This window comes from Pseudomonas panipatensis (assembly GCF_900099785.1).
GTDB lineage: Bacteria > Pseudomonadota > Gammaproteobacteria > Pseudomonadales > Pseudomonadaceae > Pseudomonas > Pseudomonas panipatensis.
The window spans coordinates 372,410-398,175 of the sequence record NZ_FNDS01000007.1 but is presented as its reverse complement, the minus strand read 5'-3'; the positions used below and the strand labels follow the sequence as shown (position 1 = coordinate 398,175).

The window sequence follows — 25,766 nt, the reverse complement described above, 5'->3', positions numbered from 1 at the left end:
AAGGCTTTCGTCTCAACCGAGGCCGCGCATTCTACAGCAACCTCTCGTTCCGTCAAGCGCTATTTTCGAAAATTTTCTTTTCTACTCAACCGCTTGCGCTTCCGAGAATTCAACCTTCTCATCAGCGGGAGGCGCATTCTACAGCGATCAAACTCACTGTCAAGCACCTCGATGATCGCCTTCAGTGTGCCGTAGCAACCAACCGAAGAAAGCAAGCGAACCCGCTCGCCAGATCACCACCCTCAACTTCGAAAGCTGTAAGTGCTTGATTTTCAAGCTCTTTTATCGCCTTCTCGCTGAGAGTGGTGCGCATTATAGGGACTCAAAATCCCCCGTCAACGCATTTCTGAAAGAATCTTCACTCAGCCACCAGGGCGACTCGGGCAAAGGCTTTTTTGCCTGCCTGACAAACATGGGTCGCACCCAGTTTGAAGACGAAACTGCGGTCCACCACCTGCCCATCGATACGCACCCCGCCGGAGGCCAGCAGGTCACGAGCCACGGCGGAGTTTTTGACCAGCCCCGCCCGATTCAGGACCGCACTGATGGGCAAGTCTTCGGAAGCCGCCACTTCAACCTCCGGCAGATCCTCGGGCAACTCACCATCCTTCAAGCGATTCCCGGCAGATTTATACGCACTTGCAGCTGCCTCCTCACCATGGAAGCGAGCAACGATCTCTTCCGCCAGCTTGATCTTGATGTCACGCGGATTAGCGCCAGCCTCGACATCGCACTTGAAGCCCTCGATCTCCTCCATGGAACGGAAGCTGAGCAACTCAAAGTAACGCCACATCAACGAGTCAGGAATGGAAACCAGTTTGCCGTACATGACGCCCGGCGCTTCTTGGATGCCAATGTAGTTACCGAGCGATTTGGACATCTTCTTGACGCCATCCAACCCTTCCAGCAACGGCATGGTCAGAATGACCTGAGGCTCCTGGTCGTAGGCGCGCTGCAACTCACGCCCCATCAGCAGGTTGAACTTCTGATCGGTTCCGCCCAGCTCGACATCGGCGCGCAGCGCTACCGAGTCATAGCCCTGAACCAGGGGATAGAGGAACTCATGAATGGCGATCGACTGGTTGCTGGCATAACGCTTGCTGAAGTCATCACGCTCGAGCATGCGCGCAACGGTGTACTGAGAGGCAAGGCGGATGAAATCTGCCGGCGTCAACTGATCCATCCAGGTGGAATTGAAGGCTACTTCAGTCTTCGCCGGATCGAGGATCTTGAAAACCTGAGCCTTGTAGGTTTCCGCGTTCTCCAAGACCTGTTCCCGCGTCAGCGGAGGCCGGGTAACGCTTTTCCCGCTGGGGTCGCCAATCATCCCGGTGAAATCGCCGATGAGGAAGATCACCTGATGCCCAAGATCCTGGAACTGACGCAGCTTATTAATAAGCACGGTATGCCCCAGATGAAGGTCCGGGGCCGTCGGATCGAAGCCTGCCTTGATTCGCAGGGGTTGGCCGCGCTTGAGCTTCGCGACCAGCTCTGCCTCTACAAGAATTTCATCCGCACCACGCTTGATCAGCGCCAGCTGCTCTTCGACCGACTTCATTGCAGGTTCCTGTCCCGTTTCCGGCAAATCAAAAAAGGAACCAACCATACAAGATCGGGCACTAAAAACAAGTTTTGCCCACCCCTGCCGGACGAGTCGGCAAGCCTTATAATGCGCGCTTGCCTCAGGGTAAATTTGGTTATATTTTAGGCAGTTATTTCACATTCCAAAAACACCACTCACGCCATGACGCAATCGAATCAGAAAGCGCCCTACTACCCGAAGAGCCATTTGCTGGCTGCCAGTGGTGTAGCCGCGCTCCTTAGCCTGGCTCTGCTGGTGTTCCCCTCGAGTGAAGTCGAGGCGAAGAAGACCACGCTCAATCTGGAGCTGGAAGGCGGTACCGACCGCATCATTCAGGAAAAAGACGACCTGCGACGCGCGCCGGTCACCGAGAGCAATGACTCTCCCTTCGCACAAATCGAAGGTCAACCCGAGAACAACAGCGCCGGAAAAGACGCGGATAAGAATAAAGAGCTCAGCGAATCCAAAGACAGCCCCCCCCTCCGCTCCAGCCGAACCGGCCTGGAAAAGCGTAACCGTGGGCAAAGGGGATACCCTGTCCACCCTGTTCGCCAAGGCGGGTCTGCCAGCCGCGCTCGTCCACGATGTATTGGCCAACAACAAGGACGCCAAACAGTTCACGCGCCTGGATGTCGGCCACACGGTCGAGTTCCTGCTCAGCGCCAAGGGCGAACTGCAGGCGCTGCGCATCAAGCAGAGCGACCTGGAAACCATCAGCCTGAGCAAGAACGGCAAGGGCTACGTGTTCAAACGTGACCTGACCAAGCCGGAGATGCACACGGCCTATGCCCATGGCCGTATCGACAGCTCCTTGTTCACTGCCGGGAAGGAAGCCGGGCTGTCCCACGATCTCATCATGGCGCTGGCCAACATCTTCGGTTACGACATCGACTTCGCCCTCGATCTGCGCGAAGGCGACCAGTTCGACGTGGTGTACGAACAACAGAAGGTCAATGGTCGCCAAGTCGGTACCGGCGCCATTCTCGCCGCGCGCTTCGTGAACCGCGGCAAGGAATACACCGCCGTTCGCTACACCAACAAGACTGGCAATACCGCCTACTACCGGGCCGACGGCACTAGTATGCGCAAGGCATTCATCCGCACCCCGGTGGATTTCGCCCGCATCAGCTCGCGCTTCTCCATGGGGCGTTTGCATCCGATCCTGAACAAGATTCGTGCACACAAAGGCGTCGACTACGCAGCCCCCATCGGCACGCCGATCAAGGCGACCGGTGATGGCAAGGTGATCGAGGCCGGGCGCAAAGGCGGGTACGGCAATGCCGTGGTGATCCAGCACGGGTCGACCTATACCACCGTTTATGGCCACATGAGCCGCTTCGCCAATGGCATACGCAATGGCGTCGCGGTCAAGCAGGGGCAGATCATCGGTTTCGTCGGTATGACCGGCCTGGCCACCGGCCCGCACCTGCACTACGAATTCCATGTGAACGGCGAGTATGTCGATCCGTTGAGCGCCAAACTGCCAATGGCCGATCCGCTTGCCGGGGCCGATCGCAAGCGGTTCATGGCCCAGACCCAACCGCTTATCGCCCGCATGGACCAGGAAAAGACGAGCGTCCTGGCCATGAACAAGCAGCAGCACTGAACCATGCCGCTGTATCTGGGAGTGATGTCCGGCACCAGCCTCGATGGACTGGACATCGCTCTGATCGAGCAGGGTGACACCACCACCCTGCTCGCCCACCACTACATTCCCATGCCCAGCGCCCTGCGCGCCGAACTGCTTGCCCTGTGCGCGTCCGGCCCGGATGAAATCGCTCGCGCCGCCTGCGCCGAGAATGAATGGGTACGACTGGCCGCCCAAGGCATTGCCGAGTTGCTAGAGCGCCAGCAGTTGCCGATCTCGAAGATTCGCGCCATCGGCAGTCACGGCCAGACCGTGCGCCACGAGCCGCAACGCGGTTTCACGGTGCAGATCGACAATCCTGCCTTGCTCGCCGAGCTGACGGGCATCGACGTGGTCGCCGACTTCCGCCGTCGCGATGTCGCCGCAGGTGGTCAAGGCGCTCCGCTGGTTCCAGCGTTCCACCAAGCACTGTTCGGTAACGAACGGCAGCGGGCGATCCTCAACATCGGCGGGTTCAGTAATGTTTCGCTGCTCGCGCCAGGTGAGCCGGTGCGTGGCTTCGACTGCGGGCCTGGCAATGTGCTGCTGGACAGTTGGATTCAGCACCAGCGTGGCGAGGCCTTCGATCGCGACGGCGCCTGGGCGGCCAGTGGCCAGGTCAATGCAGACTTGCTCACGCGCTTCCTGGCCGACGACTTCTTTGCGGCACGCGGTCCGAAAAGCACCGGCCGCGAGCGCTTCAACCTGACCTGGCTGCAAGCCATGCTCAAGGAGACTCCGCACTTGCCCGCGGCAGACGTACAGGCAACCTTGCTGGAGCTAAGCGCGCGCAGCATCGCGGAGTCTCTGTTGCATGCCCAGCCAGGCTGCGAGGAAGTACTGGTGTGCGGCGGTGGCGCGTTCAATGCTGCACTGATGGCTCGCCTGGCCGCGTACCTTCCCCGCGCTCACGTTGCCAGTACGGCCGCTTGCGGCGTCGCACCGGAATGGATGGAAGCCATGGCGTTCGCCTGGCTGGCACACCGATTCCTGGAACGGCAACCTGGCAATTGCCCCGAGGTCACCGGCGCCTCCGGCGTTCGCATACTGGGCGCGCTCTACCCCGCCTGACACCGGAGCAGAAATGCAAACGCCGCGCATAAGCGCGGCGTTTTGCTGTACAGCCCGTCAGATCGAGAACGACTGACCACAACCACAGGTGGTCGCAGCGTTGGGATTCTTGATCACGAAACGGGAACCTTCGAGGCCTTCCTGGTAGTCGACCTCGGCGCCGGCCAGATACTGGAAGCTCATGGGATCGACCACCAGGCTGACGCCATCGCGCTCCACCACGGTGTCATCGTCGCTGGTGTCTTCGTCGAAGGTGAAACCGTACTGGAAGCCCGAACAACCGCCGCCGGTCACGAAGACGCGCAACTTCAGGCGCGGATTGCCTTCTTCGTCTATCAGCGTCTTCACCTTGGTCGCGGCCCCGGGGGAAAAGATCAGCGGGGTGGGGGTGAAGGTCTCGATGGTCATGGCGACAACTCTCCCGGCAAAGCCGAACGTTACAACATTGCGGGCTATTATCCGCTTACCCGAGAAAAATGGTCAACTTAGCTGGCTCATCCTTTAGCCAAATGCTCTACCGATAAGCGGGGCTCCCGAGAGAACCCCGGTTGGATCAGGGCAGCAGCGCGACGTTGGACAGCCCGAGGCGTTCGTCCAGGCCGAAGAGGATGTTCATGTTCTGGATCGCCTGGCCGGACGCGCCTTTGACCAGATTGTCGATCACCGACAGGACCACCACCAAATCACCGCCTTGCGGCCGGTGCACGGCGATGCGGCAGACGTTGGCGCCACGCACGCTACGGGTTTCCGGGTGGCTGCCGGCCGGCATCACGTCGACGAACGGCTCGTTGGCGTAACGCTCCTCGAACAGCTTCTGCAGGTCCACACCGCGGTCGGCGACCTGGGCGTAAAGGGTGGCGTGGATGCCACGGATCATCGGCGTCAGGTGTGGAACGAAGGTCAACCCGACCTCGCCTTTCGCCGCACGGCGCAGCCCCTGGCTGATCTCCGGTAGGTGGCGGTGCCCCTTGACCGAGTAGGCCATCATGCTTTCGCCGGCTTCGCAGAACAGCGAGCCAACCTTGGCACCGCGCCCCGCGCCGCTGACACCCGACTTGCAGTCAGCGATCAGGCGCGAGGTGTCGGCCAGACCAGCCTCCAGCAGCGGGATCAAGCCCAGTTGGGTGGCGGTCGGGTAGCACCCCGGAACCGCGATCAGGCGCGCCGATTTGATCGCTTCGCGATTCACTTCCGGCAGGCCATAGACAGCCTCGGGCAGCAGTTCGGGTGCGCCGTGGGGCTGGCCATACCACTTGGCCCACTCGTCGGCATCCTGCAGGCGGAAGTCCGCGGACAGGTCGATCACCCGGGTGCCGGTAGCCAGCAGTTCACCGGCCAGGGCATGGGCGACGCCATGCGGCGTAGCGAAGAACACCACGTCGCAAGCGCCCAGACGCTGGACGTCCGGTACGCTGAAGGACAGGTAGTCGTAATGGCCTCGCAGGTTCGGGTACATATCGGCGACTTTCACGCCTTCCTCGGAGCGAGAGGTAATCACCTCGACGCGCGCTTCGGGATGCTGGGCGAGCAGACGCAGCAACTCCACCCCCGTATAACCCGTACCACCTACGATACCGACCTTGATCATCTATCCGTCACTCCGCCATATGGGGCTCACTCAGAGCGGCCAATGATAAGAGCGCGCGCCCGGCCTGAACAGGCCGATCAAGGCGTATCGGCGCTCCGTCTGGCGGCGGGCCGGGGCGCGAAGCCTTCGGCAAGCCCGAACGACAGCATCCGGCCCGTGGGCGGCCAGGCTACAGGACGCGCTAACGCGGGGATGACGCCCATCGGTAGCCCCACTACTATCAGCGCACCCCCGATACAAGGAGCTGTCGATGCTTTACCTGTGGCTGAAGGCCTTCCACATCATTGCCGTGATCTGCTGGTTCGCCGGCCTGTTCTATCTGCCGCGCCTGTTCGTCTACCACGCCATGAGCGAGGACCAGGTCAGCCGCGAGCGTTTCTGCATCATGGAGCGCAAGCTGTATCGAGGCATCATGCTGCCATCCATGGTCCTGACCCTGGTGCTCGGCGCCTGGATGCTCTACCTCAATCCCGCCTGGCTGAGCCAAGGCTGGCTGCACGCCAAGCTGACCCTGGTGGTGCTGCTGATCGGCTACCACCATGCCTGCGGCGCCATGCTCAAGCGCTTCGCCCGCGGCGAAAACCAGCGCACGCACCAGTTCTACCGTTGGTTCAATGAAGTTCCGGTGCTGTTCCTGCTGGCCATCGTCATTCTGGTGGTGATCAAACCCTTCTGAGCCCCTAGGAGCCCTGCCATGTCCCTGCCTGCCCTGCTCGACCGTCGTTTGCGCGTGCCGCTGGTGGCCGCGCCCATGTTCCTGGTGTCCAACCCGCAACTGGTGCTGGCCTGCTGCAGGAGCGGCATAGTCGGCAGCTTCCCGGCGTTGAACCAACGCGAGAGCAGTGGCTTCAAGGCCTGGCTGGAAGAGATCGAAGCCGGCCTGGCGGCGACTCCCGAAGCCGCGCCCTACGCGGTGAACCTCATCGTCCACCATAGCAATCCGCGCCTGCAGGCAGACCTGACCCTCTGCGTCGAGCACCGCGTGCCCATCGTCATCACCAGCCTGGGCGCGGTGCGCGAGGTCGTCGACGCCGTGCATGGCTATGGCGGCCTGGTATTCCATGACGTGACCACCCGCCGCCACGCCGAGAAGGCCGCCGAGGCCGGTGTCGACGGGCTCATCGCCGTGGCCGCCGGCGCCGGCGGCCATGCGGGGACCTGGAGTCCCTTCGCGTTGGTCGCGGAAATCTGCCAGTTCTTCGACAAGACGCTGCTGCTGGCCGGCTGCATCAACCATGGCCATGAAATCCTTGCCGCCCAGGTTCTCGGCGCCGACCTCGCCTACCTGGGCACCCGTTTCATCGCCACCCGTGAAAGCAATGCCTCCAGTGCCTACAAGAAGATGCTGCTGGAGGCCCGCGCCGCCGACATCGTCCACACCCCGGCGGTGTCCGGCGTGCCCGCCAGCTTCATGCGGCAGAGCCTCGAGGCCGCCGGTTTCGACATGAAGCGCCTGACCGACAAGGCCGACATCAATTACGGCGACAAACTCAAGCCGGTCAGCGATGAGGCGAAGGCCTGGAAAACCGTCTGGTCGGCCGGCCAGGGCGTAGGAAACATCCATGACCTGCCGGCGGTGGATGATCTGGTCGCGCGCCTCGACCAGGAATACCGCGAAGCCTTGCAGCGCAGCAGCATGTTCCCCACCCGCCTGCGCCCCTGAAGGCAGGTCGCAAAACAGCGGCCTCCGTCTTGTTGCGGCGTGGCACGCCAATTACGCTGTATTCGCCTGTATATAACCGATCAACCGACAAGGATGCCTCTCGATGGATCAAACCCGCTTCAAGATCGTCTTCGACGGCGCGCTGATGCCGCAGACACCGTTGGAAGTCGCCAAGGAAAACCTCGCGCGCCTGTTCAAGAGCGACCTCGAACGCATCGAGGCACTGTTCAGTGGACAGACCGTGGTGCTCAAGCGAGGGCTTTCCGCGGACGAGGCCGACAAGTACCTGGGCGTACTGCAGCAAGCCGGCGCCAATGCGCGCAAGGAAGTCGAACAGGCCGCCAGTCTGTCGCTGGTGGAAACCGAGGATCACCCCAGCGCGGAAACCCTCGCCAGCCGGTCGGCAGGACAAGGCAGCAGCGACGCGCGCATGACCTGCCCGAAATGCGGTCATGAGCAGGCCCAGTCCAGCGAATGCAGCGCCTGCGGCATCATCATCGAGAAATACCTGGCACGCCAGGCCGAACTGGCCGCCAACCAGCCCGCAACTACCCCGCCGTCCGCGCCGGCGCAGTCGCCCTACGCAACACCCCAAGCGCAAGTCGGCGAGCCCCTGCCCGAATACGGCGAGCTCAAGTATTTCAGCGCCCAAGGGCGGATCGGCCGTGTGCGCTACCTGGGCTGGAGCATGGGCCTGATGCTGTTGCTGCTTCCGGTATTCGCGGTCATCGCCGCACTCTTCGCCGTCTCGACGACAGTGGGCATGCTTCTGGCCACCGCGGTCTGCGTCGGCATGGTTGCCGTCAGCATCTTCTTCGGCATTCAGCGCCTGCACGATATCGGCTGGTCCGGTTGGCTGTGGCTGCTCAACTTCGTTCCGGTGATCGGCAGCGTGATGGCCCTGCTGATGCTGCTGGTGCCTGGCACCGTTGGCTCCAACCGTTACGGCCCGCCACCGCCAGCGAATGGCCGTGGCGTCGTGGCGCTGGCCTGGGCAACCGTCCTGGTCCCCATTGTCGGTATCCTCGCCGCGATCGCCATTCCCGCCTACCAGGGCTACGTCGAACGCGCCCATGCGTCATCCTACGGCCAGTCCCTGGGAGCCGACAGCGCCAGCGCTCCGACCGAGGAGCAAAGCGACGAGGAATCCGACAACAGTTCCGCGCCCGCAGCCGAAGAAAGCGACGGCGCCCAGCAATAGCCCACGGCAATGGGGCGCGCTAGAATCCGCGCCCCTTTCCGGAGACCCTCTCGATGCCACGCTATGCCCTGATCACTGGTGCCTCCAGCGGTATCGGCCTCGCCCTGGCCGAGGCCATGGCGCGCCGCGGCCAGGCGCTGATCCTGGTAGCGCGCCAGCGCGACGCGCTGGAGAGCATCGCCTGCGAACTGGCGCAGCGCTTCGGCGTCGATGTGCTGTTCCGAGTCTGCGACCTGTCCGAGCCATTGCAGCTATCGGGACTGCTGCACGAACTCGAACAAAGTGGCCGACAGATCGAGATGCTGGTGAACAACGCCGGCTTCGGCAATTCCGGCGAATTCGTCGAGCAGGACTGGTCGCGCGAGCAGGAGCTGATCGAACTGAATATCCTCGCCCTGGCCCGCCTCTGCCATGCCATCGGCGGACAGATGGCGCGCAACGGCGGCGGGCAGATTCTCAACGTCGCCTCGGTAGCGGCATTCCAGCCCGGCCCCTGGATGAGCAACTACTACGCCAGCAAAGCCTATGTGCTGCACCTCTCCGAGGGCCTGCGCGCCGAGCTGAAGCCGCATGGGGTCAAGGTTTCCGTGCTGTGCCCAGGACCGACGCGCAGCGCTTTTTTCCGTAATGCCAACCTCGAGGCCAGGCGCCTGGACGGCAGCAAGCTGATGATGAGCCCTGAAGAAGTCGCGCTGGTCACGGTCAAGGCACTGCAACGCAACAAGGCCATCATCATTCCCGGCTGGCGCAACCGCCTGCTGGCCTGGAGTCCGCGCATGGGCCCGCGCTGGCTGGTACGCCTGATCGCCGGCCGCGTCATTCGCTCCGCGCTTCCGCGCTGAACCGATGGGCGCAAGCGCAGCATGCGCCTGATGTGCCGCGACAGGGTGGGCGCGCGACGCGACGACCGCTAGAATCTGTCCACACTCAAGGTCGGAGAAACGTCCGTGGACTGTCTGTTCTGCAAGATCGCAGCGGGAGAAATTCCCGCGCGCAAGCTCTACGAAGATGACCAGGTGATCGCCTTCCATGACATCGGCCCGCAGGCGCCGGTGCATTTCCTGGTGGTTCCGAAGAAACACATCGCCACCCTCCACGACCTCGGCGAAGCGGACAAACCGCTGGCCGGCCATATCCTCTTCACCGCCCAGCGCCTGGCTGCAGAACTGGGCTGCGCGGAAGGCTTCCGCGTGGTGATGAACTGCAACGAGCTGGGCGGACAGACCGTGCAGCACATCCATATGCACGTGCTCGGCCAACGCCAGATGCACTGGCCACCGGGCTGAGTTCTGCCTGACCGCCACGGAATGCGCAGCGCTCCGTGGCGGCTGAACAAGACCTGCCCCCGTCAATCCGCTAAACTGGCCGCCGAATGTTCTTCCGGAGGTGCGCCATGTCCGCCGACCGTCATTATTCTCCCGCCGACAAATTCCTTCTGCAGGCCGATGCCGCGCTGCGGACCCTGCTGCCCTTCAGTGGCCACCCGGCACGGCCATCGCCGGCCATCGTGCAGCCGGATGTACAGCTAGACGACGCCGAAAGCCGCCATGTGGCGGGGCTCATGCGCATCAACCACACCGGCGAAGTCTGCGCCCAGGCGCTCTACCAGGGCCAGGCGCTCACCGCCAAGCTGCCGCATGTACGCAAAGCCATGGAAGTGGCCGCCGACGAGGAAGTCGATCACCTGGCCTGGTGCGAACAGCGCATCCGCGAGCTGGGTAGCCGGCCGAGCCTGCTCAATCCACTGTTCTATGGCCTGTCCTTCGGTGTCGGCGCCGCTGCCGGGCTGATCAGCGACCGCGTCAGCCTCGGTTTCGTCGCAGCCACCGAGGATCAGGTGTGCAAGCACCTCGATGAGCACCTGACCGAGCTGCCCGCCGAAGACCAGAAGAGCCGTGCCATCCTCGAACAGATGCGCATCGACGAGGAGCAGCATGCGAGCAACGCCATCGAAGCCGGCGGCCTGCGTTTCCCTGCACCGCTGAAGTTCGGCATGACCCTTCTGTCCAAGGTCATGACCAAGACGACCTATCGAATCTGAGCCAATGATCACGGCCATCGCGCCGTGGTCCGGGTCTTTTCCGCTAGGGTCGGCGAATATTCCGATTCCACGGCGCTAGCCTTTTGCTTCGGAAACATCTACATACAATTCGTCTCCGGCAAAATCCTCATTACCGGAGACGCTTCCATGCCATCCCCTGCGTACCTGCGCACCCTGCTTCTTCCGCTCTGCTTGCTGCTGCCTGCCGCCCATGCCGCTGACGCGCACTGGTCCTACGAAGGCGACCAGGGGCCGGCCCACTGGGGCGACCTGGGCAACGCCATGTGCAACAGCGGTAAGGCACAATCCCCCATCGATGTGGACACGCACAAGCTGGTGCCGCAGAAGGTCGCGCCGGCCGACCTGCGCATCAGCTACGGGCGCAGCCCACTCAAGGCGGTCAACAACGGCCATACCATCCAGGGAAATCCGTCAGGGAGCGATGGCCTGAACTACAAGGGCGATGACTATCGCCTGCTGCAGTTCCACTTCCACACCCCCAGCGAGCACCTGTTCAACCACCATCATTACCCCCTGGAAATGCACCTGGTGAACCAGGACAAGGACGGGCACCTGCTGGTGCTCGGGGTCATGATCAAGCGCGGCAAGGAAAACGCCGAATTGGCGAAGCTCTGGAGCGCCCTGCCGCGCAACAAGGACGGCGAGGCACAACTCGACGCAGCGATCGCACCCGACCTGGGTCAACTGCTACCCAGCAAAGGCCACCACCTCTTCTACTCCGGCTCGCTGACCACACCGCCCTGCTCGGAAGGGGTCCAGTGGATTCTGTTCGAGCAGCCGATCGAGATGTCGAGCGCGCAGATCGAGCGCTTCCGCCAGATCTTCCCGGACAACCACCGCCCAGCGCAGCCGCTGGATGGCCGGGAGCTGGACGAGGATTGAGCCAGCGGAAACGACAAAGGGCGCCGAGGCGCCCTTTGTTCTATCCGACATGCGGACCGCTCAACGGGGCATGTTGCGCCCGTAGAAGATTTCCAGCATTTCGTGGCGTACCCGTTCTTCCACCTGCTTGCGCTGCTCCGCCGACAGGGTGCGGGTGGCATCGCCGAACAGGTAGTTGTCCAGATCGAAGCCCTTGAGCAGCATCTTGGTGTGGAACAGGTTCTCCTGGTACACGTTCACGTCGGTCATCTGATAGGCCTCGTACGTGTCGTCGGAGAGGTAGTTCTGGATCGAGTTGATCTCATGGTCGATGAAGTGCTTCTTGCCTTCCACGTCGCGGGTGAAGCCCCGCACGCGGTAATCGACCGTGACGATATCCGAGTCGAACTGGTGGATCAGGTAGTTCAGCGCCTTCAGCGGCGAAATCACCCCGCAGGTGGAGACATCGATGTCCACCCGGAAGGTCGCGATACCTTCCACCGGATGGATTTCCGGGTAGGTGTGCACGGTGATATGGCTCTTGTCCAGGTGCGCCAGGATGGTTTCCGGCAACGGCCCGGGAGACTCCTCGATCTGGCTCTCGGTCGGCGTGACCGGCTGCTCGGAGATCAGGATGGTTACGCTGGCGCCCTGCGGGTCGTAGTCCTGACGGGCGATGTTCAGGATATTGGCGCCGATGATGTCGACAACATCGGTGAGGATCTGGGTCAGACGCTCGGCATCGTACTCTTCGTCGATGTACTGCACGTAGGCCTGCTGGTCCTCCGGCGTCTCGGCGTAGCAGATGTCATAGATGTTGAAGCTCAAGGTCTTCGTCAGGTTGTTGAACCCGTGGAGCTTGAGTTTGCTTTTCACCGTGGGGAACTCTCGTCAATGCGGCTCTGCCGCGTGGTTGAGCATGCCCGTCAGATGCGTAACGCGCACCTGCGTAGGACGGTTAACACCTCTTCGCGTTGGCGATTGTGGTTGCTTGGTCCGGGACCGGGCCCCGAAAAAAAGGTGGCGCATTATGCAGAGGTCGGACGGCCTTCGCCAGAGTTTGCGCCACCCTCGTGATAGCAGGGTGACAAGCCGGTCAAGCCAGCTCGACGATCTCGTAGTCGTGGCTGATCTCCACGCCGGCACGGCCGAGCATGATCGACGCCGAGCAGTACTTCTCCGCCGACAGTTCTACCGCGCGCTTGACCTGGGCCTCCTTGAGGCCACGGCCCTTGACCACGAAATGCACGTGGATCTTGGTGAACACCTTGGGGTCTTCGCTGGCGCGCTCGGCCTCGAGGAAGGCTTCGCAGCTTTCCACCGGCTGGCGCCCCTTCTTGAGGATGCTGACCACGTCGAAGTTGGTGCAGCCGCCCAGGCCGAGCAACAGCATTTCCATCGGCCGCACGCCCAGGTTGCGCCCACCCGCGTCCGGCGGACCGTCCATCACCACCACATGGCCACTACCGGACTCGCCGAGGAACATGGCCTCGCCGGCCCACTGAATTCGCGCTTTCATCGAAAGGATTCCGCCGGAAAAAAAGGGCCGACAGCTTAACACAAGGCCCCGACGGCCAGCGGCAGGTCCAGCGTGTTAGCCACGTCTCAAATCCACCGCAGGTAGCAGCGATATATCTTAAGCTGGCGTCATTTAGCTGGCACACTCGCGAGGTTAAATTGGCGGCCGGTCGCGCTTAAGCATTGTCGGCCTGCGGTCGTCTGTTAAGCTCTTGCCGTTCACCACACGGGCATCAGGGCTTTAGACTGCAGCGGCCGGCTCGACGACAGGGGGAGTCGTCGGATATTCAACGGCAGTCTGCCAGGAGCGCTACATAAAAAATCGATAAACGCCTGTTGTGCACAAGGCCATTCTTATAATTTCCGGGACTCGGGCATGGTAGCTATTACCCTTACACCCAAACTCAAGAACCTCGACAAGCTGCTCGCGCACTGTCATCGCCGTCGCTACACACCGAAGAGCACCATCATCTACGCGGGCGATCGCTGCGAGAGCCTGTTCTTCATCATCAAGGGTTCCGTCACCGTCCTGATCGAAGACGACGATGGTCGCGAGATGATCATCGGCTACCTGAACACCGGCGACTTCTTCGGAGAAATGGGGCTCTTCGAGAAGGACGGCAGCGCCGCCCAGGAGCGCAGCGCCTGGGTCCGCGCCAAGGGCGAGTGCGAGGTCGCGGAGATCAGCTACGCCAAGTTCCGCGAACTTTGCCTGCAGGACCCGGAAATTCTTCTCACACTCGGCAGCCAGATGGCCGAGCGACTGCGCAAGACCACGCGCAAGGTCGGCGACCTGGCCTTCCTCGACGTCACCGGACGCGTCGCCCGCACCCTCCTCGACCTGTGCCAGCAACCCGATGCCATGACCCATCCCGATGGCATGCAGATCAAGATCACCCGCCAGGAAATCGGCCGCATCGTCGGCTGCTCGCGGGAAATGGTCGGCCGCGTACTGAAGAGCCTGGAGGAACAGGGCCTGGTACACGTCAAAGGCAAGACCATGGTGGTCTTCGGCACCCGCTGAAGCTCCGCCGAACAAGAAAAAGGCCGGCAATTGCCGGCCTTTTTTCTGCCCGTGACGATCAGTCCGGGTCAACGCCCTGCAAGACGCTACGGCGCTCCGGGAAGAACAGGCGTTGCAGCTCAACCCCCGGCTCATCGGCGCGCATGAAGGCTTCGCCGACCAAGAAAGCGTAGACGTCGCTGACTTCCATCAGCTCCACATCGGCGCGATTGAGGATGCCGCTCTCGGTGACCACCAGACGATCGCGCGGGATTTCCGGCAGCAGATCGAGGGTGGTATCCAGGCTCACCTCGAAGGTATGCAGGTTACGGTTGTTGATACCGATCAGCGGGGTATCGAGCGTCTTGAGCGCGCGCTCCAGCTCATCGCCATCATGCACCTCGACCAGCACGTCGAGCTTCTGCTCCTTGGCCACCGCGGCCAGTTCGGCCATCCGTGCGTCATCCAGCGCCGAGACGATCAGCAGGATGCAGTCGGCACCGATGGCGCGCGCCTCGACCACCTGATACGGATCGATCAGAAAATCCTTGCGGATCACCGGCAGCGAGCAGGCCGCGCGGGCTTCCTGCAGATAGGCATCGCTGCCGAGGAAGAAATCGATATCGGTGAGGACCGACAGGCAGGTCGCCCCGCCCTCCTGGTAGCTGCGCGCGATCTCCGCCGGCACGAAGTTCTCGCGAATCACGCCTTTGCTCGGCGAAGCTTTCTTGATCTCGGCGATCACCGCCGGCTCCTTGCGCTGCGCCTGCGCCAGCAAGGCGGCGGCGAAACCACGCGGGGCGTCGGCGAAGCGGGCCTGCTGTTCCAGCTCGGCAAAGGAAATGCGCGCGCGGCGCTCGGCGACTTCCTCGGCCTTGCGGGCCAGAATCTTCTGCAGAACCGTGGGCACAGTCACTGTGCGTTCTCCTCTCGATAAACGGCGGTAAAGGCGGCCAGCTCTTCCATCTTCTCCCGGGCCAGACCGGTGTGCAGTGCGTCGTGGGCCAGTTGCATGCCTTCATGCAGGCTGGTGGCCAGGTCGGCGGCGTAGAGCGCCGCGCCCGCATTGAGCACGATCAGCTCGGCGGCCTTCTGCCCGGCTTCGGTCTTGCGTCGGCCAAGGGCGTCACGGATCAATTCGAGGGACTGCGCCGGGCTGTCGACGGCGAGGCCGATCAGGGTCTGGCTGCGGATGCCGAAGTCTTCCGGTTGCACTTCGTACTCGCGGACTTCGCCATCCTTCAGCTCGGCGATATGGGTGGCAGCGGCCAGGCTGAATTCGTCCAGGCCATCGCGCGAATGCACCACCAGCACATGCTTGCTGCCCAGGCGCTTGAGCACTTCCGCCAGCGGACGGCAGAGAGCCTGGCTGAACACGCCGACCACCTGGTGCTTCACGCCCGCCGGATTGGTCAGCGGGCCGAGCATGTTGAACAGGGTGCGCAGGCCCAGCTCGCGGCGCGGCGCGGCAGCATGCTTCATGGCCTTGTGGTGGACCTGGGCGAACATGAAGCCGACGCCGACGGTTTCGATGCAGCGGGCGACTTGCTCGGGCTTGAGGTCCAGATAGATGCCGGCGGCTTCCAGCAGGTCGGCGCTGCCGCTCTTTCCGGAGACCGCGCGGTTGCCGTGCTTGGCCACCTTGCCGCCAGCGGCGGCGACCACGAAGGCGGCCGCCGAGGAGACGTTGAAGATGTTCGCGCCATCGCCACCGGTGCCGACCACGTCGACCACGTGATCGAGACTCGGCAGGTGCACCGAATCGGCCAGCTCGCGCATCACCGAGACGGCGCCGACGATTTCGTCGATGGTCTCGCTCTTCATGCGCATGCCCATGAGGAAAGCACCGATCTGCGCGTCGCTGCACTGGCCGGTCATGATCTCGCGCATCACCGCCTGCATTTCTTCGGTGGTCAGGTCGAGCTGATTGACCACCCGGTTGAGGGCTTCCTTGATGTTCATGCGCGCACCCCGCCGGTCTGCTTGAGGAAGTTGGCCAGCATCTCGTGCCCCTGCTCGGAGAGGATCGACTCGGGGTGGAACTGCACGCCCTCGACGTTCAGGGTCTTGTGGCGCAGGCCCATGATCTCGTCCACCGAGCCATCCTCGAAAGCGGTCCAGGCGGTGATTTCCAGGCACTCGGGCAAGGTTTCGCGCTTGACCACCAGGGAATGGTAGCGGGTCTGGATCAGCGGGTTGTTGAGGCCGGCGAACACGCCCTGGTTGTTGTGGTACACCGGGCTGGTCTTGCCGTGCATGACCTGGCGCGCGCGCACCACCTCGCCGCCGAAGGCCTGACCGATGGACTGGTGGCCAAGGCAGACTCCGAGCAGCGGCAGCTTGCCGGCGAAGCGTTCGATCACCGCCAGCGACACCCCCGCCTCGTTCGGCGTGCAGGGGCCGGGCGAGAGGACGATGCGCTCGGGGTTCAGGGCAGCGATCTGCTCGACGCTCAGTTCGTCGTTGCGGATCACCTGGATATCGGCCTTCAGCTCGGCGAAGTACTGCACCAGGTTGTAGGTGAAGGAGTCGTAGTTATCGATCATCAGCAGCATGGTGATACTCCTCAACCCTGCATCTTGGCGGTGTGTTCGGCCAGGGCGACGGCACGGAACATGGCGCGGCGCTTGTTGATGGTTTCTTCCCATTCCAGCGCCGGCACCGAGTCGGCGACGATGCCGCCGCCGGCCTGCACGTGCAGTTCGCCGTTCTTGATCACGGCGGTACGGATGGCGATGGCGGTGTCCATGTTGCCGTTCCACGCCAGGTAGCCCACGGCACCGCCGTAGACGCCGCGCTTGACCGGCTCCAGCTCGTCGATGATTTCCATGGCGCGGATCTTCGGCGCGCCGGACAGGGTGCCGGCGGGGAGGATCGCGCGCAGCGCGTCCATGGCGCTCAGCTCGGGCTTGAGCTGGCCGTTGACATTGGAAACGATGTGCATGACGTTGGAGTAGCGCTCGATGACCATTTTCTCGGTGACTTTCACCGAGCCGGTCTGCGAGACGCGGCCGACGTCGTTGCGGCCGAGGTCGATGAGCATCAGGTGCTCGGCGATTTCCTTGGCGTCGGAGAGCAGGTCCTGTTCCAGCGCACGGTCGGCTTCTTCGGTGGCGCCGCGCGGGCGGGTGCCGGCGATCGGGCGCACGGTGACCAGGCCGTCCTCGACGCGCACCAGCACTTCCGGCGAGCTGCCGACGACGTGGAAGTCACCGAAGTTGAAGAAGTACATGTAGGGCGTCGGGTTGAAGCAGCGCAGCGCCCGGTAGAGGTCGATGGGCGCGGCCTTGAAGTCGATCGACATGCGCTGCGACGGCACCACCTGCATGCAGTCGCCGGCGAGGATGTATTCCTTGATGGTGCCCACCGCGCGTTCGTAGTCCTCGCGGGTGAAGCTGGCGCGGAACTGCGGCTCCGGCGCGTCGACCGCGCTGAAGTCCAGGCCCTTGCGTGGGGTGATCGGCTGGCGCAGGCGCTCCAGCAGGTCCGCGAGGCGCTTCTGGCCGTTTTCGTAGGCGTTGGCCTCGGCCGGGTCGGCGAGGACGATGGCGTGCAGCTTGCCGGCCAGGTTGTCGAACACCACCACGGCGTCGGAAACCATCAGCAGGATGTCCGGGTTGCCCAGCGGATCGGGATTCGGGCACTGCGCCAGGCGTTCTTCGACGTAGCGCACGCAGTCATAGCCGAAGTAGCCGACCAGGCCGCCGTTGAAGCGCGGCAGGCCCGGCAGGGTCGGCACGCGGTAGCGCGCCTTGAACTCCTCGACGAAGGCCAGCGGGTCGGCGCTCTCGAAGCGCTCGCTCTCCACGCCGTCGACGCTGATGCTCGCGGTGTGCCCGTAGACCCGCAGCACGGTGCGGCTGGTCAGGCCGATGATGGAGTAGCGCCCCCACTTCTCGCCGCCCTGGACGGATTCCAACAGGTAGGTGTTGGGGCCATCGGCCAGCTTCAGGTAGATCGACAGCGGCGTGTCGAAGTCAGCCAGGGTTTCGCAGGTCAGGGGGATGCGGTTGTAGCCTTCGGCGGCCAGCCGCTGGAATGCTTCGCGATTCATGATCAGCCTCGTGAGGAGGGTGGAAAACGGTCTGTGGGCAAACGCACGCCGGAAAGTCCGGCCAGGAGAATGTCAGGCGCGCCAGCGCCAACGGGCCAGGGCCTTGATGACCTTCATCCAGAGTTTGCGGGGAGCCGTGTCCAGCACGATGCGATCTCTTGCGGCGGGGGTGGAACTGTCGTCCGGCAACACTATCGCGTTGCCCTGATCGAAGCAAGGCAGCAGTTGGCGGAGGTCGTCCACCACCAGGGTCGGCGCTTCCTCGGCGATCGGCCGGCCATGGTTGTAGCCGTAACTCAGGCCGACGCTACGCACGCCGGCGGCCTTGGCCGCCAGCACGTCGTTGCGCGAATCGCCGATGAACAGCGCGTCGGCTGGCGCGATACCGGCCATTTTCATGACGAACAACAGTGCCGCCGGGTCGGGTTTCTGTTGCGGCAGGGTGTCGCCGCCGACGATCCAGCGGAAGAACTTGCCGAGCTTCATTTCATCCAGCAGCGGGGCGACGAAACGCTCCGGCTTGTTGGTGATCAGCGCCAGCTCGACATCATGCTTCTTCAGCCACTTGAGCGTCTCGACCACGCCGGGGTAGACCTCGGTCAGCGCGTGGCTGTCGGCGTAGGCGTCCATGAATAGCGCCAGGGCACGCTCGGTGTCCTCTTCGCTGACGCCTTCATGCTCGATGCCACCGGCCAGGGCGCGGCGCACCAGCACGCGGGCGCCGTTGCCGACCCAGTGGCGCACCTGCTCGACACCCGCCGGGGCACGGCCGAGGGCGAGCAGCATTTTGTCCACGGCGGCGGCCAGGTCCGGTACCGAGTCCACCAGGGTGCCGTCCAGGTCGAACATCACCAGACGCGGCAGATGCCCGGCGAACAGCGGTTGCGCGGCGCTCATCACTTGCCGACCTGGGCCAGCTCGGCGTGCATGGCGCGGATGACCTCGGCGTAGTCGGGGGCGTTGAAGATCGCCGAACCGGCGACGAAGGTATCGGCACCGGCGGCGGCGATCTCGCGGATGTTCTTTACGTTGACGCCGCCGTCGATCTCCAGGCGGATGTCACGGCCGGAGGCATCGATCAGCGCGCGCGCCTCACGCAGCTTGTCGAGGGTGCCGGGGATGAACTTCTGCCCGCCGAAGCCGGGGTTGACGCTCATCAGCAGGACCATGTCGACCTTGTCCATCACGTACTTGAGTACGTCCAGCGGGGTCGCCGGGTTGAACACCAGGCCGGCCTTGCAGCCGCCGTCGCGGATCAATTGCAGGGAGCGGTCGATGTGCTCGGAGGCTTCCGGGTGGAAGGTGATGTAGGTGGCGCCGGCCTCGATGAAGTCGCCGATGATGCGGTCCACCGGCTTGACCATCAGGTGCGCGTCGATCGGCGCGGTGATGCCGTACTTGCGCAGTGCCGCACAGACCATCGGGCCGATGGTCAGGTTGGGCACGTAGTGATTGTCCATCACATCGAAGTGGACGATGTCGGCACCGGCGGCGAGCACCTTGTCGACTTCCTCGCCCAGGCGGGCGAAGTCGGCGGAGAGGATCGACGGGGCGATGGCGAAGGGTTGCATGGCACACCTCAGAGGGGGGAAATCTCGGATGGCGCGCATTGTAGCCGGTCTGCCCGGCAGGCGGGGAAACTGGCCGATGGCCAGTCCGCGGGGCGGGGAACGGGTGCGCGGCCAGCCGGCCGCGCACCCGGCTCCTGGTCAGGAGGTTGGAGCGGTACGCAGTTTCTCGCTACGCCCGCGCAGCCATTCCAGGGTCAGCAGCAGCAGCACCGAGAAGCCGATCAGCAGGGTCGCCGCGGCGGCGATGGTCGGGCTGAGGTTCTCGCGGATACCGCTGAACATCTGCCGTGGCAGGGTGGCCTGCTCGGGGCCGGCGAGGAACAGGGTCACCACCACTTCGTCGAAGGAGGTGGCGAAGGCGAACAGCGCACCGGAGATCACCCCGGGGGCGATCAGCGGCAGGGTCACCTTGAAGAACGTCAGCAGCGGCGGCGCCCCCAGGCTGGCGGCGGCGCGCACCAGGTTCTGGTTGAAGCCCTGCAGGGTCGCCGACACCGTGATGATGACGAAGGGCACGCCCAGCACCGCATGCACCACGATCAGCGAGATGTAGCTGTTGCCGAAGCCGAAGGGGGCGAAGAACAGGTAGCTGGCGACACCGATGATCACCACCGGCACCACCATCGGCGAAATCACCAGGCTCATCACCAGGGCCTTGCCGCGGAACTCGCCACGGGTCAGACCGATCGACGCCAGGGTGCCGAAGACCATGGCCAGCACGGTCGCCGCGGGGGCGACGATCATGCTGTTGGTCAGCGAGCGCATCCACTCGGCGGAGTGGAAGAAGTCGGCGTACCAGCGCAGCGAGAAGCCCTGCAGCGGGTAGACCAGGAAGGTGCCGGAGTTGAACGACAGCGGCACGATCACCAGCACCGGCAGCACCAGGAACAGCAGAACCAGACCGCAGAGCACACGCAGGCTGTAGAACCAGACGCGCTCGACCGGGGACATGTAGGGACTCAGCATCTCGATTCTCTCCTCAGCCCAGGCGCAGGCGGCTCGCGCCGACCAGCCAGCCGTAAATCACGTAGAGCACCAGGGTCGCGGCCAGCAACAGGCCGCCGAGGGCGGTGGCCATGCCCCAGTTGATGGTGGTGTTGGTGTAGAAGGCGACGAAGTAGCTGACCATCTGGTCGTTCGGACTGCCCAGCAGAGCAGGGGTGATGTAGTAGCCGATCGACAGGATGAACACCAGCAGGCAACCGGCGCCGACGCCCGCCACGGTCTGCGGGAAATAGACCTTCCAGAAGCTGGAGAACGGGTGGCAGCCGAGGGAGATCGCCGCACGCATGTAGCTCGGCGAGATGCTCTTCATCACGCTGAAGATCGGCAGGATCATGAACGGCAGCATGATGTGCACCATGGCGATGTACACGCCGGTACGGTTGAACACCAGTTGCAGCGGCTGGTCGATCAGGCCGAGCTTGAGCAGCGCGCCGTTGATCAGGCCGCCGGACTGCAGCAGCACGATCCACGCCGCCACCCGCACCAGGATCGAGGTCCAGAACGGCAGCAGCACCAGGATCATCAGCAGGTTGCTCTTGCGCGTCGGCAGGTTGGCCAGCAGGTAGGCCAGCGGATAGGCCAGCAGCAGGCAGATCACGGTGATCACCGCGCCCATCCAGAAGGTACGGGCGAAGATGTCCAGGTAGATGGCCTGGTCCGGCGTGGCCGCGGCCAGTTCGCCGAGATCGTCGATGCGATGGTCGAGGGCGGCGAGCAGGTAATAGGGGGTGACGCTGCTGGCGTTACGGCGGATCGCCTGCCAGTAGGCCGGATCGCCCCAGCGCTCGTCGATGCTCTCCATCGCATCCTTATAGGAAGCCGGTTGATCCTTGAACGGCAGCGCACGGGCGGTCTTGGCCATCAGGCTGCGATAGCCGGCCAGTTCCATGTTCAGGCGCTTGGAGAGGTCACCGATGGTCTGGTTCTTGCGGGCGACCAGCAGGTCTTCGCTGAGCGCCTGATAGACAGCCTCGGGCGGCAGCGACTTGCCATCCCAGGCGGTGATGGCGCTGACGGTCTTCGGCAGCGCGCCGACGACCTCGGGGTTATTCACGCTCTTGTAGAGCAGCGCGGCGATCGGCACCAGGAAGGTCAACAGCAGGAAGACCAGCAGCGGCAGGATCAGCGCCTGCGATTTCAGGCGGTTCATCCGTTCGGCACGCGCCAGGCGCTGCTTGAGGGTGGGGCCGGCGACCTCGTTCATCGACACAGCGGTGGCCATAGCGAACTCCGGTAAAACGGGCCGTCCGGAAGACGGCCAAGGGTGTGGTATCAGACTATTGCGGGCGTGCGCCGGCCCGCCGTGGGCACGGCACGGCGCACGCCTCGCGACCGCCGCCAGGACGGCGGCGGGGTTTTCAGGCCGGGCCGGAGAGGAACCTCCGGCGCCAGCCCGGCCGCCTTACTTGGCGGCCCAGGCGTTGAAGCGCTGTTCCAGCTGCTCGCCGTAGTCAGCCCAGAAGCCGACGTTCATGCCCACCTGGTTCTCGATGTTGGCCGGGGTGGTCGGCATGTTGGTCAGCAGGCCCTTGTCGAGCAGGGCGACGGTGTTCTTGTTCACCGGACCGTAGGCGATGTTCTCGGCGTAGACCTTCTGCTGCTCGGGTTTGACCGAGAAGGCGATGAACTTCAGGCTGTCTTCCTTCTTCTTCGCGCCTTTCGGGATGGCCCAGGCGTCGAAGTCGTAGATACCGCCATTCCAGACCACCTTCAGGTTGCTCTCCTTCTGCACGGCAGCGATGCGGCCGTTGTAGGCGGAGCTCATGACCACGTCACCCGAAGCGAGGTACTGCGGCGGCTGGGCGCCGGCTTCCCACCACTGGATGAACGGCTTGATCTCGTCGAGTTTCTTGAAGGCGCGATCCTGGCCTTCCTTGGTGGCGAGCACCTTGTAGACCTCGGTCGGCTTGACGCCGTCGGCCATCAGAGCGAATTCCAGGGTGTACTTGGCGCCCTTGCGCAGGCCGCGCTTGCCAGGGAATTTCTTCACGTCCCAGAAGTCCGCCCAACCGGTCGGTGCGGCCTTCAGTTTGTCGGCGTTGTAAGCCAGCACGGTGGACCAGACGAAGAAGCCGACGCCACAGTTGCTCACGGCGCCCGGTACGTAGTCTTCGGCCTTGCCGAGGATGGCCGGGTCGATCTGTTCGAACATGCCTTCATCGCAACCACGGGCCAGTTCGGGCGATTCCACCTCGACCAGGTCCCAGGTCACGCTGTTGGTGTCGACCATGGCTTTCACCTTGGCCATCTCGCCGTTGTACTCACCGGCGACGATCTTGTTCCCGGTGGCTTTCTCGAAGGGCTGGTAGAAAGCCTTTTCTTGCGCCGCCTTGTTGGCGCCGCCGAAGGAAATCACGGTCAGATCGGTGGCGGCCATGCTTTGCGCCGCGCAGGCCAGGCCCACGCTCAGTGCAGCGAGCTTGAGGCCGGCTTTCAACGGGTGGGACGGGGACTTCGACATTGTTCTTCTCTCCACAGTGTGCTGGTTTGTTTTTCTTCGACTCAGGCCGCCGGCAGCGGATCGAGCGCACGGACGTGCTCGATCGCCCAGCCCAGCGGTACGACATCACCCACGCTGAGCGCCGGATCGAGCTCGGCGATGGGCTGCTTGACGAAGAAGTCAGTGCGCCCGCAGACCTCGAGACGGATCCGCACGTGATCGCCCAGGTAGATGAATTCAGCCACGCGCCCGGAGAAGCGGTTCGCGCAGCTCTCGCTGTGTCCGTTCAGGCGTACCCGCTCCGGACGGATCGACAGGCTGACCGAATCGCCCGGCTGACCGACGTTGACCGCCAGCGCCTCGACCTTCTCGCCACGCGCCAGGCTGACCGTGCAACGGTCGCCATCGAGGCTGTGCAGTTGGCCGGCGATACGGTTGTTCTCACCGATGAAGTTAGCCACGAAGGAGTTGCGCGGATGCTCGTACAGCTCATGCGGCGGGGCGATCTGCTGGATCTCGCCCTGGTGGAACACCGCCACACGATCGGACATGGTCAGCGCCTCGCCCTGGTCGTGGGTCACGTAGACCACGGTCACGCCCAGACGCTGGTGGATGTGCTTGATCTCCATCTGCATGTGCTCGCGCAGTTGCTTGTCGAGCGCACCCAGGGGTTCGTCCATCAGCACCAGTTGCGGCTCGAAGACCAGCGCACGGGCCAGGGCCACGCGCTGCTGCTGGCCGCCGGAGAGCTGCGCCGGGTAACGGCCACCGAAGGCGTCGAGCTGGACCATCGACAGCGCGCGCTTGACCCGCTCGGCGACGTCGGTCTTGCTCATGCCACGGACGCTCAGCGGGAACGCCAGGTTCTCGGCGACGGTCATGTGCGGGAACAGGGCATAGTTCTGGAACACCATGCCGATGTCGCGCTTGTGCGGAGGGACGTTGTTGATGGAGCGGCCGGCCAGGAGGATCTCGCCGGACGTCGGGGTTTCGAAACCGGCCAGCATCATCAGGCTGGTGGTCTTACCGGAACCGGACGGTCCCAGCAGAGTCAGGAACTCGCCTTTGCGAATATCCAGATTGAGGTCTTTGACGATGAGGGACTCGCCGTCGTAGCTCTTCTGCACGCCACGGAAGCTCACCAGCACATCGTTCGCCTGAGTCTCGGCCATAACCGCACCTTTGTATTTATGAAAGTAATGCCGTGAGGAAAGACTAGAGAAGCCTGCAAGACACGCAAATCGGGCGGGAAGAGAACTTGTTATAAGGGTAGAAGAGGATCGTCTGTAGGGCGATCCCTACAGACGATCTGGGCTTATCAGGCAAGAAAAACCGGCGCCTCACTGATTGCGACACCGGCATATCCAATTACGACTCAGCGCTTGGCCCAGTCCTGGAAACGCTGCTCCAGGGCATCGCCATGCTCGGCCCAGAAGGCGACGTTCATGCCCACGGCGTTGGCCATGTTGCGCGGTGCCGTCGGCAGATTGGCCGCCACTTCCGGCGCCAGTTGCTCCACCGCCTTGCGGTTGGTCGGGCCGTAGGCGATGTTCTCGGCGAAGACCTTCTGCTGGGCGGGCTGGCTGGCGAAGGCGACGAAGCGCTGGGCCAGCTCTTTCTTCCACACGCCGGCCGGCAGCGCCCAGAAGTCGAAGTCGTAGATGCCGCCGCTCCAGACCACGCGGAAGCCCTTCTGCTCGGCCTGCGCCGCGGAGATCCGGCCGTTGTAGGCGGAACTCATCACCACGGTGCCGTCGGCCAGGTCACGCACCGGGTCCTGGCCGGACTTCCACCAGTGGATGTAGGGCTTGAGCTCGTCGAGCTTGTGGAATGCCCGATCGACGCCCGCCTGGGTGCCGAGCACCTGGTAGACATCCTTGGCCGCCACGCCATCGGCCATCAGGGCGAACTCCAGGCTGTACTTGGCGCCCCAGCGCAGACCGCGCTTGCCGGGATACTTCTTCACGTCCCAGAAATCCGCCCAGCTCGCCGGCTTGCCCTGCACCTTGTCCTGGTTGTAGGCGAGCAGCGTGGTCCAGACGAAGATGCCGACGCCACAGGGTTGTACCGCGCCGGGCACGAAGTCCGCGGGATCGCCGATCAGGCGCTGGTCCAGCTTCTCGAACAAGCCTTCCTGGCAGCCACGGGCCAACTCCGGCGCCTCCACCTCGACCACGTCCCAGGACACATGGCTGACTTCCACCATGCGCTTGAGCTTATCCAGGTCGCCGTTATAGGAGCCGTGCACCACCGCGTTGCCGGTGGCCTCCTTGAACGGCTTGTAGAAGGCGGTTTCCTGGGCCGCCTTGTTGGCGCCGCCGAAGGAAATCACCGTCACATAATCGGCTGCCGCCGGCATGGCGACACTGCCCAGCAGACCGAACAGCAGCCCACCCGTTACCGCTCGCAACATCCCTCTTCTCCTTGTTCGATGAGATACGCCTGGGGCGGCAATGATTCCTCATTCCTGGCAAGTCGAGATAGCAGGGACTTTCAAAAAACCGGACAGGTCGCACATTC

At 63.5% G+C, this 25,766-nt stretch carries 25 protein-coding genes and 2 pseudogenes; 11 read left to right on the top strand and 16 right to left on the bottom strand.

All coding sequences use genetic code 11. The features are described from left to right. A pseudogene (locus tag BLQ74_RS27580) lies at positions 1 to 195 on the top strand (hypothetical protein); the annotation flags it as partial. Between the two features lie 163 nt (positions 196 to 358). On the opposite strand, the gene tyrS reads toward BLQ74_RS27580, so the two are convergent. Next, positions 359 to 1,558, bottom strand: coding sequence for a tyrosine--tRNA ligase (gene tyrS / locus BLQ74_RS18330; RefSeq protein ID WP_090264799.1), 1,200 nt, complete (start codon positions 1,556 to 1,558; stop codon positions 359 to 361). A gap of 186 nt (positions 1,559 to 1,744) precedes the next feature. On the opposite strand from tyrS, the pseudogene BLQ74_RS18325 reads away from it, so the two are divergent. Further along, positions 1,745 to 3,188 (top strand): annotated as a pseudogene (locus BLQ74_RS18325) (peptidoglycan DD-metalloendopeptidase family protein). 3 nt (positions 3,189 to 3,191) lie between these two features. Continuing rightward, positions 3,192 to 4,280 (top strand): anhydro-N-acetylmuramic acid kinase, encoded by a 1,089-nt coding sequence (locus tag BLQ74_RS18320; RefSeq protein WP_090264797.1) that lies wholly within the window; start codon positions 3,192 to 3,194, stop codon positions 4,278 to 4,280. A 57-nt stretch (positions 4,281 to 4,337) separates the two neighbouring features. Here the strand turns inward: BLQ74_RS18320 and erpA are convergent, their stop codons facing one another. Further along, positions 4,338 to 4,688, bottom strand: a complete 351-nt coding sequence (gene erpA / locus BLQ74_RS18315; protein WP_090264795.1) for an iron-sulfur cluster insertion protein ErpA — start codon at positions 4,686 to 4,688, stop codon at positions 4,338 to 4,340. A 145-nt stretch (positions 4,689 to 4,833) separates the two neighbouring features. Continuing rightward, positions 4,834 to 5,868 carry an N-acetyl-gamma-glutamyl-phosphate reductase gene (argC, locus tag BLQ74_RS18310; protein WP_090264793.1) on the bottom strand — a complete coding sequence of 345 codons (1,035 nt, stop codon included), beginning with the start codon at positions 5,866 to 5,868 and terminating at the stop codon, positions 4,834 to 4,836. A 250-nt stretch (positions 5,869 to 6,118) separates the two neighbouring features. On the opposite strand from argC, the gene hemJ reads away from it, so the two are divergent. The 7 genes from hemJ to BLQ74_RS18275 all read left to right on the top strand — a co-directional run bounded on the left by hemJ (position 6,119) and on the right by BLQ74_RS18275 (position 11,676). Further along, a complete protein-coding gene (hemJ, locus tag BLQ74_RS18305; RefSeq protein WP_090264791.1) occupies positions 6,119 to 6,544 on the top strand; it encodes a protoporphyrinogen oxidase HemJ in 426 nt (141 codons plus the stop codon). 18 nt (positions 6,545 to 6,562) lie between these two features. Then, positions 6,563 to 7,531 carry an NAD(P)H-dependent flavin oxidoreductase gene (locus BLQ74_RS18300; RefSeq protein WP_090264788.1) on the top strand — a complete coding sequence of 323 codons (969 nt, stop codon included), beginning with the start codon at positions 6,563 to 6,565 and terminating at the stop codon, positions 7,529 to 7,531. A gap of 103 nt (positions 7,532 to 7,634) precedes the next feature. Next, positions 7,635 to 8,732, top strand: coding sequence for a DUF805 domain-containing protein (locus BLQ74_RS18295; RefSeq protein WP_090264786.1), 1,098 nt, complete (start codon positions 7,635 to 7,637; stop codon positions 8,730 to 8,732). Positions 8,733 to 8,785: 53 nt separating this feature from the next. After that, complete coding sequence (locus BLQ74_RS18290; protein WP_090264784.1) at positions 8,786 to 9,574, top strand: SDR family NAD(P)-dependent oxidoreductase; 789 nt, start codon at positions 8,786 to 8,788, stop codon at positions 9,572 to 9,574. Positions 9,575 to 9,679: 105 nt separating this feature from the next. Beyond that, positions 9,680 to 10,018 (top strand): histidine triad nucleotide-binding protein, encoded by a 339-nt coding sequence (locus BLQ74_RS18285; RefSeq protein WP_090264782.1) that lies wholly within the window; start codon positions 9,680 to 9,682, stop codon positions 10,016 to 10,018. A 107-nt stretch (positions 10,019 to 10,125) separates the two neighbouring features. Continuing rightward, positions 10,126 to 10,773 carry a 2-polyprenyl-3-methyl-6-methoxy-1,4-benzoquinone monooxygenase gene (gene coq7 / locus BLQ74_RS18280; RefSeq protein WP_090264781.1) on the top strand — a complete coding sequence of 216 codons (648 nt, stop codon included), beginning with the start codon at positions 10,126 to 10,128 and terminating at the stop codon, positions 10,771 to 10,773. Between the two features lie 147 nt (positions 10,774 to 10,920). Further along, on the top strand, positions 10,921 to 11,676 hold the full coding sequence (locus tag BLQ74_RS18275; RefSeq protein WP_090264779.1) for a carbonic anhydrase: 756 nt from the start codon (positions 10,921 to 10,923) through the stop codon (positions 11,674 to 11,676). 60 nt (positions 11,677 to 11,736) lie between these two features. On the opposite strand, the gene speD is transcribed toward BLQ74_RS18275, so the two are convergent. Next, the gene (speD, locus tag BLQ74_RS18270) at positions 11,737 to 12,531 is read right to left on the bottom strand and encodes an adenosylmethionine decarboxylase (protein ID WP_090264777.1); all 795 of its coding nucleotides are present in this window, start codon (positions 12,529 to 12,531) and stop codon (positions 11,737 to 11,739) included. 220 nt (positions 12,532 to 12,751) lie between these two features. Continuing rightward, positions 12,752 to 13,174: an OsmC family protein gene (locus BLQ74_RS18265; protein ID WP_090264775.1), complete on the bottom strand. Its 423-nt coding sequence runs from the start codon at positions 13,172 to 13,174 to the stop codon at positions 12,752 to 12,754. A 375-nt stretch (positions 13,175 to 13,549) separates the two neighbouring features. Between BLQ74_RS18265 and crp the strand changes: the two genes are divergently transcribed. Next, positions 13,550 to 14,197 (top strand): cAMP-activated global transcriptional regulator CRP, encoded by a 648-nt coding sequence (crp, locus tag BLQ74_RS18260; RefSeq protein WP_090264773.1) that lies wholly within the window; start codon positions 13,550 to 13,552, stop codon positions 14,195 to 14,197. 58 nt (positions 14,198 to 14,255) lie between these two features. Here the strand turns inward: crp and trpC are convergent, their stop codons facing one another. The 11 genes from trpC to BLQ74_RS18205 all read right to left on the bottom strand — a co-directional run bounded on the left by trpC (position 14,256) and on the right by BLQ74_RS18205 (position 25,659). Beyond that, on the bottom strand, positions 14,256 to 15,092 hold the full coding sequence (gene trpC / locus BLQ74_RS18255; protein ID WP_090264771.1) for an indole-3-glycerol phosphate synthase TrpC: 837 nt from the start codon (positions 15,090 to 15,092) through the stop codon (positions 14,256 to 14,258). Beyond that, positions 15,089 to 16,138, bottom strand: coding sequence for an anthranilate phosphoribosyltransferase (gene trpD, locus BLQ74_RS18250; protein WP_090264769.1), 1,050 nt, complete (start codon positions 16,136 to 16,138; stop codon positions 15,089 to 15,091). Before trpD ends, trpC begins: the two co-directional genes overlap by 4 nt. Next, positions 16,135 to 16,731 carry an aminodeoxychorismate/anthranilate synthase component II gene (locus tag BLQ74_RS18245; protein WP_090264767.1) on the bottom strand — a complete coding sequence of 199 codons (597 nt, stop codon included), beginning with the start codon at positions 16,729 to 16,731 and terminating at the stop codon, positions 16,135 to 16,137. Before BLQ74_RS18245 ends, trpD begins: the two co-directional genes overlap by 4 nt. 11 nt (positions 16,732 to 16,742) lie before the next feature. Continuing rightward, complete coding sequence (trpE, locus tag BLQ74_RS18240) at positions 16,743 to 18,230, bottom strand: anthranilate synthase component I (protein WP_090264765.1); 1,488 nt, start codon at positions 18,228 to 18,230, stop codon at positions 16,743 to 16,745. A gap of 72 nt (positions 18,231 to 18,302) precedes the next feature. Next, the gene (locus BLQ74_RS18235) at positions 18,303 to 19,127 is read right to left on the bottom strand and encodes a phosphoglycolate phosphatase (RefSeq protein WP_090264764.1); all 825 of its coding nucleotides are present in this window, start codon (positions 19,125 to 19,127) and stop codon (positions 18,303 to 18,305) included. Beyond that, positions 19,127 to 19,801: a ribulose-phosphate 3-epimerase gene (rpe, locus tag BLQ74_RS18230; protein WP_090264762.1), complete on the bottom strand. Its 675-nt coding sequence runs from the start codon at positions 19,799 to 19,801 to the stop codon at positions 19,127 to 19,129. Before rpe ends, BLQ74_RS18235 begins: the two co-directional genes overlap by 1 nt. Before the next feature lie 138 nt (positions 19,802 to 19,939). After that, on the bottom strand, positions 19,940 to 20,767 hold the full coding sequence (locus tag BLQ74_RS18225) for an ABC transporter permease (RefSeq protein WP_090264760.1): 828 nt from the start codon (positions 20,765 to 20,767) through the stop codon (positions 19,940 to 19,942). 13 nt (positions 20,768 to 20,780) lie between these two features. Further along, complete coding sequence (locus BLQ74_RS18220) at positions 20,781 to 22,028, bottom strand: ABC transporter permease (RefSeq protein ID WP_090264758.1); 1,248 nt, start codon at positions 22,026 to 22,028, stop codon at positions 20,781 to 20,783. A gap of 180 nt (positions 22,029 to 22,208) precedes the next feature. Further along, a complete protein-coding gene (locus BLQ74_RS18215) occupies positions 22,209 to 23,267 on the bottom strand; it encodes an ABC transporter substrate-binding protein (RefSeq protein WP_090264756.1) in 1,059 nt (352 codons plus the stop codon). Positions 23,268 to 23,308: 41 nt separating this feature from the next. After that, entirely contained in the window at positions 23,309 to 24,418 is a 1,110-nt protein-coding gene (locus tag BLQ74_RS18210; protein WP_090264754.1) for an ABC transporter ATP-binding protein, read from the bottom strand. Between the two features lie 203 nt (positions 24,419 to 24,621). Continuing rightward, a complete protein-coding gene (locus BLQ74_RS18205) occupies positions 24,622 to 25,659 on the bottom strand; it encodes an ABC transporter substrate-binding protein (protein ID WP_090264752.1) in 1,038 nt (345 codons plus the stop codon). Between the last annotated feature and the right edge of the window lie 107 nt (positions 25,660 to 25,766).